Origin of the sequence: Chamaesiphon sp., assembly GCF_041737865.1 — a bacterium.
In the GTDB taxonomy this organism is placed as follows: domain Bacteria; phylum Cyanobacteriota; class Cyanobacteriia; order Cyanobacteriales; family Chamaesiphonaceae; genus Chamaesiphon.
In genome coordinates this window covers 1-9,248 of the sequence record NZ_JBGSQZ010000206.1, presented here as the reverse complement: position 1 = coordinate 9,248, position 9,248 = coordinate 1, and the positions used below count along the sequence as shown (strand labels likewise).

13 protein-coding genes are annotated in these 9,248 nt (G+C 48.4%); 1 reads left to right on the top strand and 12 read right to left on the bottom strand.

Features of this window, described 5'->3' with window-relative positions:
* The coding region (locus tag ACEW9J_RS15470) for a response regulator (RefSeq protein ID WP_373546011.1) at positions 1 to 806 on the bottom strand (806 nt) is incomplete at its 3' end.
* A 199-nt stretch (positions 807 to 1,005) separates the two neighbouring features.
* Entirely contained in the window at positions 1,006 to 3,282 is a 2,277-nt protein-coding gene (locus ACEW9J_RS15465) for an ATP-binding protein (RefSeq protein WP_373546010.1), read from the bottom strand.
* A 51-nt stretch (positions 3,283 to 3,333) separates the two neighbouring features.
* Between ACEW9J_RS15465 and ACEW9J_RS15460 the strand changes: the two genes are divergently transcribed.
* The gene (locus ACEW9J_RS15460; protein ID WP_373546009.1) at positions 3,334 to 3,561 is read left to right on the top strand and encodes a hypothetical protein; all 228 of its coding nucleotides are present in this window, start codon (positions 3,334 to 3,336) and stop codon (positions 3,559 to 3,561) included.
* On the opposite strand, the gene ACEW9J_RS15455 is transcribed toward ACEW9J_RS15460, so the two are convergent.
* The 10 genes from ACEW9J_RS15455 to ACEW9J_RS15410 form a co-directional block, all read right to left on the bottom strand.
* On the bottom strand, positions 3,523 to 4,293 hold the full coding sequence (locus ACEW9J_RS15455; RefSeq protein ID WP_373546008.1) for a BMC domain-containing protein: 771 nt from the start codon (positions 4,291 to 4,293) through the stop codon (positions 3,523 to 3,525). The two genes, ACEW9J_RS15460 and ACEW9J_RS15455, sit on opposite strands and share 39 nt — an antisense overlap.
* A gap of 138 nt (positions 4,294 to 4,431) precedes the next feature.
* Positions 4,432 to 4,779 (bottom strand): carbon dioxide-concentrating mechanism protein CcmK, encoded by a 348-nt coding sequence (locus tag ACEW9J_RS15450; RefSeq protein WP_373546007.1) that lies wholly within the window; start codon positions 4,777 to 4,779, stop codon positions 4,432 to 4,434.
* Between the two features lie 231 nt (positions 4,780 to 5,010).
* Positions 5,011 to 5,337: a carbon dioxide-concentrating mechanism protein CcmK gene (locus ACEW9J_RS15445; protein WP_373546006.1), complete on the bottom strand. Its 327-nt coding sequence runs from the start codon at positions 5,335 to 5,337 to the stop codon at positions 5,011 to 5,013.
* A 54-nt stretch (positions 5,338 to 5,391) separates the two neighbouring features.
* On the bottom strand, positions 5,392 to 5,829 hold the full coding sequence (locus ACEW9J_RS15440; protein WP_373546005.1) for a hypothetical protein: 438 nt from the start codon (positions 5,827 to 5,829) through the stop codon (positions 5,392 to 5,394).
* Positions 5,826 to 6,491 (bottom strand): ParA family protein, encoded by a 666-nt coding sequence (locus ACEW9J_RS15435; RefSeq protein WP_373546004.1) that lies wholly within the window; start codon positions 6,489 to 6,491, stop codon positions 5,826 to 5,828. Before ACEW9J_RS15435 ends, ACEW9J_RS15440 begins: the two co-directional genes overlap by 4 nt.
* Before the next feature lie 2 nt (positions 6,492 to 6,493).
* Positions 6,494 to 7,111 carry a transferase gene (locus ACEW9J_RS15430; RefSeq protein ID WP_373546003.1) on the bottom strand — a complete coding sequence of 206 codons (618 nt, stop codon included), beginning with the start codon at positions 7,109 to 7,111 and terminating at the stop codon, positions 6,494 to 6,496.
* 165 nt (positions 7,112 to 7,276) lie between these two features.
* Complete coding sequence (locus tag ACEW9J_RS15425) at positions 7,277 to 8,227, bottom strand: ribulose bisphosphate carboxylase small subunit (protein WP_373546002.1); 951 nt, start codon at positions 8,225 to 8,227, stop codon at positions 7,277 to 7,279.
* A gap of 119 nt (positions 8,228 to 8,346) precedes the next feature.
* Positions 8,347 to 8,646, bottom strand: coding sequence for a EutN/CcmL family microcompartment protein (locus tag ACEW9J_RS15420; RefSeq protein WP_373546001.1), 300 nt, complete (start codon positions 8,644 to 8,646; stop codon positions 8,347 to 8,349).
* Between the two features lie 5 nt (positions 8,647 to 8,651).
* Positions 8,652 to 9,005: a carbon dioxide-concentrating mechanism protein CcmK gene (locus ACEW9J_RS15415; RefSeq protein WP_373546000.1), complete on the bottom strand. Its 354-nt coding sequence runs from the start codon at positions 9,003 to 9,005 to the stop codon at positions 8,652 to 8,654.
* A gap of 51 nt (positions 9,006 to 9,056) precedes the next feature.
* On the bottom strand, positions 9,057 to 9,248 hold a 192-nt coding region (locus ACEW9J_RS15410; protein ID WP_373545999.1), incomplete at its 5' end, for a BMC domain-containing protein.

The following is a 9,248-nucleotide window of genomic DNA, read 5'->3' as shown; positions in this document are numbered from 1 at the left end:
CCATCGCCTTTGGCGATGGTTCGCCACTCATTTAATTCTGTGCGGATCTTGGGGCGATCTTCGGGATGAATAGTTGCTAGCCAGTTGGTGTTGCTGTTGCCAAAACTACCTGGTGCAACCCCATATAGGGTTTCCAATTCGATCGACCAGGTGACGCGATCTGATTCAATGTCCCATTCAAATGTACCGAGTTTAGCTGCCTGTTGAGCTAGTTCCAAGCGGTTTTGAATATTTTCTCGCGACTCGATTTCCTGATTGAGTGATTCATTGATGGCTTCGACGGCGGCGGTGCGTTCTTCTACCCGCAATTCTAAGGTTTCATTGATTTCGCGGAGGGCTTCGGATAAGGCTTTGCGCTCGATCGCATATCCGATCGAGCGCACCAATACATCGATCGTAACTTGCCGTTTGACTAAATAATCCTGAGCACCATGTCGTACTGCCTCAAGGGCTAAGTCATCATCACTGGTATTGGTTAATACCACGATCGGTAAACCAGGGGCATGGTGGATCAGTGCATCTAAAGATTCCAACCCATCACTATCAGGCAATGTCAAATCGAGGAGCGCGATATCAAATCGAGTGGATTTGAGGCCGATAATTGCTTCCCCCAACCGCTGGAAATGAACTAAACCGAACTCGGTTACCCAGGCATCCTGAAGAATTTCCTTAAATAGCCGCGCTTCAGCTATATTATCCTCAATTAGCAACACTTGAATATTCGGGTGTTCGAGTGTTGCTCTTTTAGGCGCAAATATCGTTGGCGTGGCTTTTTCTGCGGAAAATTTCGGTAAATTACCAAGCATTTATTTATCCTTTAGATACGGTTTGGGTCGATTTACTTCCCTTAGAAAGGTGAAGGATCGAGTTTCCCTCCCCTTTAGGTGCAATGTACAAGTCTATTTGGGTAGATCTCTGCATCGACTTAAACAGACTTGAATATTTCGATCGCGACTATCCAACTTTGTGAATCGTAGCATCCGACTTTGCGGCAACAGCAACTTATTAGATCGCACTCTTAAACGGGATTGTAAACGAAAAGGTAGCTCCTTGTCCGAGTTCTGAATCCACCCAAATTTTACCATGATGGCACTCGACAATTTTTTTACACAGGGTCAACCCGATGCCTGTACCTGGGTATTCATCGCGGGTATGTAAACGTTGGAAAATCACAAAGATCCGATCGAAAAACTTGGGATCGATACCGATACCATCAGCGCGAACGGCAAATAACCAGTCATTTTCCCGTTGGAGAGCGGAAACATGCACTTGAGGGACTGTCTCCGGTTTGCTGAATTTAATCGCATTCCCAATCAGGTTCTGGAAGAGCTGGCTTAACTGCGTACTGTTGGCTAAAATCGTCGGCATCGGGTCGGTTGTGACGATCGCCCCTGTTTGGCGAATTTGCCCGCGCAAGTGGCTCAGAGCGCGATCTAAGGCGATGCCGACATCGGTTGGTTCCCATTCGATCCCCTGTTGGTCTAACTTGGAGTAGACGAGGACATCATCAATGAGGGTCTGCATCAAGCTTACGCCCTCGACTGCCAAGCCGATGAACTCTTTGGCATCTCGATCGAGTTTGTTGCCATAGCGAGTTTCTAGGAGTTTGACATAACTGGCTACCTGATGCAGGGGTTCTTGGAGATCGTGCGATGCGACGTAGGCAAACTTCTTGAGGTCGTCGTTCGAGCGGACTAAATCGGTGGCGATTAGAGCCAATTCTTCGGCTTGACGCAGGACGATCTTGACAATTGCGCTGCGGAGTTCTACCGCTGATTCAATTTCGACAGCTTTCCAGAGCAGAGAATGCAGCCGGACTGTTTCTTGCCACAATTGGAAAGATGTGCGGGGAGACAGGGACAAATCGCCAGCGGTTTCGACTACTTGGAACGGATGATGCGGATCTCCGCCCCAATTAACCGCGCGCAGGGCTTCAGGACGGAAGCACAAGATATAGCTCTGCGGTGAGAGGTAAATCGATAACAACCCACTGGCAACATCTTTGAACCGCTCGGCAGATGGATCTAGTGCGGCGAGCGAGTCTGTCGAGAATACTTCATCTTGCACATTGGTATTCAACCATTGCACCAAGTCATCGAGTTCTGCGGGTAGTGGAGTTTTTCCGATTGTCGTCCATTTACCGCCAAAATAAATGGCTGCGCCCTCAGCATTGAACAGATCTAATAAATTTGGCTCGTAGCCCATTAGACCATCAATAAAATTCTTAGATTGGGACATTCGATCGATCGCAATCGCCAGATCGTGTGCTAATTTCGATCGATAGTTGGAGTCTACAATATTTTCGATCGTCGAAATCTCGGCAAAAATTACTTGTCCCAGCAGTTCGCAAGCTTTCCGCAATTCATAAGATATTGGCTTGGGTATCTGATGATGACAAGCAATAATCCCCCACAATTGTCCATCTTTAATCAGCGAAATCGTCAAAGATGCCCCAACCCCCATATTGTGCAGGAACTCGGTATGGCAGGGAGCCGCACTGCGGAGATTTGCCAGCGTCAGATCGGTAGGTACACCCGTCAGCGGATGTTGAGCCGGAAGCATGTCCACCGATTGTTCGTGAGTATCAGGTATCACCCGAATCTGGTTGGCGAGAAACATCTCCCGCGCTGGCGGGGGAATGTCCGATGCGGGGAAATGTAACCCTAAATAGGATTCCATCTGGGCAACTTTATCCTCTGCGAGGACTTCGCCATGTCCATCCTCATCGAACTTGTAGAGCAACACTCGATCGAATCCAGTCATCTCGCGGACTTGAGCCACCACATTTCGCCCAAAAGCGGTTAAATTGGCAGTTAATCGATCGTTGGTATAGTCTCGCCCCTGAAGAATCGATGTTTTAGCTAAATGATAAAAGCTGAGAAAGGGAATATGCTCGTCTTTGTGCGTTGGTTCCAATTCTAAAATGAGCGTACCGTCTGGACTCCGATGGAAAACAGCATCAAATATACTGTAATTATCTGTAGACTTCTGCACCCATACCTTACTATAATTGCTGCGATCGAAATTTTTGTCTTTCAAATCCGCTCGAAACTTTTCTACCTGAAAAACATCTAAGATATGCTCCAGTGGCTGTCCGAGCAGCCGATTTGGGGCGATCCCAAATGTTGCCACCGTATTATCACTCACTTGCAATACAATTAAATCTGGCTCTTGCAAGACTAACAATACGCCGTGAGATTGAACTTTTGTCAATGTATGAATTGACGGTTGTTCTAAGTTGGTGAGCGCGGGATTTAGAGCGTCAGGGTTAGTGCCTATCATGATTAACTCAATCGTTCTAGTTCTACTAGCTTAACTCAATTCTATCGTCCAATGTTGGTATCTTCTACGATCCAATATTGGTATCCTTTACCTACTGTCTCGATTAGGGTGCGCTCGATCGATCGAACTTGGGTTATCATCGCCATCACGTCGATCGATCGCGATGGATTGCGGCTGGATGTGAGGATCGGACGATCGAATCAAAACAATCGCGACAGATCGCGGCAAGAGCAGATGATATCACGATCGACGATCGATCGATTCAAAGCCTTCATTTGATTTCAATACTTCCACTTCGACGACTTCAACTTCAACGGTTTCCACTTCTACCATTGGTGCATTGACAACTTGAGGCAGTCGGAGCGGTAATACTAGAGGTTGTTCTGGGATGACTAGTGCTTGTTCGATCCAATAGCTGGCGGTGGGAATAGTCCGTTCCAGATCTTCTAACGGTCTAGGAATCACCATGATCGATCGTAATTCACCGATCCTTTCGGCGACTGACATTCCGACATCTAGAGCCATCGTCACATTGGAGACTGTCCCCCGAATAATCGCCGTACAAAAGCCCGCCCCAGTTTTTTCATACCCAGAAACATGGATATCGGCGGTTTTGAGCATCGCATCCATCGCCCCTACCATCGGCGGGAAGCCGCGAGTTTCTAGCAATCCGATGGCTAAATTTTTGAGCTTGCTCTTGCCGACAATCTGTGCTAAGAATCGATCGCTAATCGGGAGGACAGCATCGAGATTGGGAAAAGGACGAGAAATCACTGATTGGTAAACCAATTCATCCATCTGAGCGGCGACTTCTGCACCTGCGGCGACAGCTAGTCTCACATCGGGAAACCGACCGCGAATCACCGCAGTACAATAGCCATTGCCAATTTTTTCATAACCCACCAAATGAACAGCAGCAGATTTTAGCATCATATCTGCCGTTCCCACCATCGCCGGAAAGCTACGAGTGGATATTAACCCGATAGCACTTTCAGCATGAATGTCGGACATGGCTGGATGTGGAGTTGCCCCCAAGGGTAATTGTGTGTACTAGTCGATTGTCGTGCCCGTGTGCCTCTTACTGCGGAACATCGACAACCCGATCGATCGGCTAAAGTTGAAATGTAAATGTTTGCTGCTCTTTAGGTGCTAGCTAACTCTACCTTCTACTTGAGCGCGAAATTCTTCGACCTCTTCAGTATAACCAATTGGCAGAATTCGCTCAACGTTAGGATGTGGGCGCGGGATGATCACCCAAGATTCTAATGTACCGCCATACACTTTTTCCACTACCTCGATGCCTGCTGCCATTGCCTGTTTGACTTCTGACACATCGCCACGGACGTTGACGGTAAATCTCGCACTACCAGCTCTCAGATAGCCCACCAGAGTGACGCGTCCGGCTTTGAGCATCGCATCAGCAGCAGCTAAGACCGAGGGAAAGCCTTTAGTTTCGATCGATCCAACCGCCTGTTGAGAACTCATAGAATCAGCCATGAAAAATATACTCCTGGTAATAGTTGATAGCGATTCGCGCTCCTCGGGTTCCCCGAGGGTTTAGCGAATCAAGACAGTTGATAATTGATAGTTGATATTACGGCTGAGTCCGCTGTGATTTATATCCCTTCTCGCCTTTGTGACAAAGGCTAAGGCAGTCAGGCTCTATCCGGCTTTTTGGTAGTATTGTTGGTTGCGATTGACAGGTTTGGCTACGAGCGGCACCCGTATTTACACCCAAAACTCTCTGGATGCTGCTGTGTAGTGAATTGGCAAGACACTCTCGACATTTTCCGGTGGATTGGGGATGATGTAGTGACTGACTACAGCACCACGTTTGGTAGCTTCACCTGCAATGACACCAGCCGCGACAGCTTGTTCGACGGCGGAGACATTGCCCCGCACAGCGATGATAAACTCAGCCCGTTCCGCCAAACCATAGTAAACCAATGTGACATTTCCAGCTTTGAGCATTGCATCAGCAGCGGCTAAAACTGGCGGAAATCCATCGGTTTCGATCGTGCCAACTGCCTGACGAGAACTGCGATCTTTAGCCATTAAATATCTACTCCTTTACGATCGATAACTGTTCTCGTCGGTAGCTCCTAAAAATTAGTCCAACCAACCGATATCAGTGTTGGCACGGCGACGGGCTGTTTCCTCGCGAGACTCAGTAGGTCGAGCGGTAATCGAAGCATTGGATCGGCTAGTATCTTTTTTGACCATAGCTGAGGTTTTGCCCTTAGCCGGAGCTTGTCCCTGTTCTGCCAATTTGACAATCATTTCTTTAGCATCTTTCAGTTCTTTTGTCAATGCCTCGAATTGTTGCTGCTGAAGCTTTGATTCTTTTTCTTGAGCGGCTTTGAGTTGAGCGATGGTCGCGGTATCGTCGTTAGGTGGATTCATATTAGTATTTGTAGTAGTTGGATTTGGCTCGGGATGGTTATTTCGATCGCTAGCTGGGACAATCCGTTCGGGAATAACCAATGGTTGCTGCATTTCTTGCCGTAACACATCAGATGCTGACGATGATTTTTTTCTAACAGTCATATTTGGCTCCAATCTTTCCAGATTTCATTGACGACACAGCGGTAGTCAGCGGCTGCGGGTGCGGCTGCCTGACTCTTGTACTGACTGATGGGCAACCCCGCCATTGCAGCACGTTCGTGAATTTTCAAATTCCGAATTACTGTATAATAAACCGGAATTTGACACTGCAATAAGGTTTGTTGTGCTTCTTGAGCTTCTCTCAAACCGCGAGAATTGACCTTAGTCAGTAAAACGCGGTGGGCAATCTGGGAGGGAATTACCACCTGTCTGACTGTGCGAATCAATGCGGCAAGATCCATGGGCGCGGGTGGGGTGGGTAATACGAGGTAATCAGCGATCGGCATAATCGCCGCTAAAGCAACAGAATCGAGTGCTGGCGGCATATCTACAACAACAATGTCATAGTGTGCCCACTGTTGACGATTTACACCTGTCAGATCGGTGAGTACAGTTGTCTCAAAGCCCAAATCTCGACCTTCAGATTGTTTCACCCACCAACTCGCCGAGCCTTGCGGATCGGCATCAACTAGCAGCACACGGCGATCTTCAGCAAAAATGGCAGCCAGATTGATTGCTGTTGTGGTTTTGCCTACACCACCTTTACCGTTCAACACGATCGTAATTTTGGTCGATTGGAGTTGAGGTGGTACTAGTGTAGTCATGTTCAACCATTAGGAAAAAGGTGGCGTTTGAGTCGATCGAAGTTGGCGCGTCCAGCCACAGATTTGACGGATTGTTTCTCAATCTCGATCGTGACTGTCAGCAGCTCTTCTGTTTTGGGAGGAGTAGGTGCGGGAGGAGTCTCCACAACTGGAGGTACCGCTGGGGTATCCCAGGCATTGGTACTATCCCAGACATCAGCCGTTTCTGAAGGATCGGGCACAACCGGAGTAGGTGCGGGAGGATCGATGACGACAGATACCTCGCCTCGACTGCGATCTCCCACCACTGAGTGAGTAGGAATGACCGAGCCTTCGTCGATCTGCGGATCGAAAATAGTCGATCCAGCACCAATACAAGTATTTCGATCGATCTTCCCACTCCCGATTATCAGCACCCCTCTACCCACACAAACCCCAGCCCCAATATCTAAATCGCCGCCCGATGCGTGAAGGATCGTCCCCGCACCGATACATACCCCAGCCCCGATCGTAATCCGACTGTTTGGCTCGGCTTGAAGCAATACTCCAGGCGCGATTGCTGCACTCGGATCGATCGAGACATTTCCATCGAGATGGACGGGAACTACCTCCCTGGATAATGAGCGAAACTTAGTTAGCATGAAGATTGCTCAGGGAACGGAAAACAGAAATCGGCATTGCTCGATCGCTCTTTTGTCTCAGACGGGAAAATAATCCCAGCCTTTAACAACAGAGGCGTAAGAGTAAGGGAGGATTAGCGCAACTGTTTGCTGGTAACTTTTTGCCGATCGCTGGTTGTGTTACCGTTAGGGACGTTGAATGATTTCCTCGTGAACGCGTCGTCTGGCTTGGCTATCGATGCCAATCAACCGCACGTATTCACCTTGGTGATCTGTCAGACAAGTTTCTAATTGAGCGATCGCGTCTTGGAGTCTAGTGGCGGATACTGGTTTGCAGGTATGCCAAGAGCTACTCCGAAAACGACGCAGATCGGCGTGTTCGGTACCGATTTGATAGCTGTTTTCTAGGAGACGGCGCACAGATGCAACTATTTCAGGACTGAGGGAGGTTTTAACGTTGCCACCAACACTCGCAGCTTTACTGCTATATGAACCGCTTTGGCTACTACCACCGCTAAAGTTGAGTGTGGCTGGTTCACCTGGTTTGTGAATCATCACTTCCATCACCCGCTTCCGAGCCTGAGGATCGATGCCAATCAAGCGAACATAGTCGCCCTCATGAGCGGCGATTAGCTCGTTTAACATGGCGACTGCTTCGCCTTCACGGGTACCTTGGTAGGATGGGCCACTAGTCCAAGAGCTAGCGCGAAAGCGACGAGCATCAGCGAATTCTGTCCCAATCCGATAACCCTGATTTAGCAGTTGTTTGACTGAGTGAGCGGTATTACTACCAGCACTCGCTGATTTGCCATTGCTAGCAGCCGCAGGTACCCGTCCAGTCACACCCGCATGGCTGACATCGGTGACAGCACCATCGGGACGTTGAATCATCAGTTCCAATGTGCGCGTGCGGGAGTGTGGATCTACACCCAATAGTTGCACGTATTCGCCTTGATGCTCGTTTAGAACGGCAGTAATGCTAGCCAATACGGTACTTTCGCCACCTTGGGCGATCGTCGCACTCTGCCACGAACCAGTGCGGAACCTGCGAGCATTGGCGTACTCTACGCCCACGCGGTGCCCTTGGCTCAATAAACGACGAATTTGTTGGCGAACGCCATCACTAATATTACTCATATCTTAGGTTCCGGTTAAATCATCAATAAATTATGAGTTTAAATTAGTCTCAACAGACTAGATACAGCCGATCTCCTCAGTGTGGAGTTCACTTAGGAGCGATTCATTATAATAATTTCTTATCTTTCATCTCGTTTGCTGTATGTCAAGTCATTTCCCACTGCTACTGTATCGACGATCGCCACAATCAGCGCATCGACCGGATAGCGATCTTTGTTGGATACTTGACGGGCAGCACTGCCGCGACTTACCAAAACTACTTCTGTTAAACCAGCTCCCACACAGTCGGCGGCAACTTCATATTCTGGTAAATCGTTACCTGCGGCATCAAGCATTTGCACGAGCAAAAACTTGGTTCCGGTTAAACTCGGTTCTTTGTGGGTACTGACCACAGTACCCAGCACTCTAGCTAACTTCATTTAGCCTAAGAACGTCTGCCGCCCATTGCCAATGGCCCTGGACCATTGAGACTGTCGCGGAATTTCTCGACGTCTTCGGTGTAGTTCATAGGTAGAACGTACTCTAGGTTTTCATGAGGACGAGCGATGATATGAGTAGACAGTACTTGTCCGCCATTAACGCGTTTGACAGATTCTACACCTGCCGATACAGAAGCTTGTACTTCCGAAACGTCACCACGAACGATTACAGTTACCCGACCACTACCGATTTTCTCATAGCCAACTAGTGTGACTCGTGCGGCTTTGACCATAGCGTCAGCAGCTTCAACAACTGCGGGAAAGCCCAATGTTTCAATCATCCCAACTGCAATAGACATTCTCAATGACTCCTAAATTTTCTAACTCGATCGATGTTTAATTAACTTTGATTAGACGCGGAACTTTTCTACATCTTCGGTGTAGTTCATTGGTAAGACGTACTCTAGGTTCTCGTGGGGACGAGCAATGATGTGTGTGGAAAGAACTTCACCACCATTGACGCGCTTAACGGATTCCACACCTGCGGATACGGAAGCTTGTACCTCAGAGACATCACCACGGACAATGACAGTTACCCGACC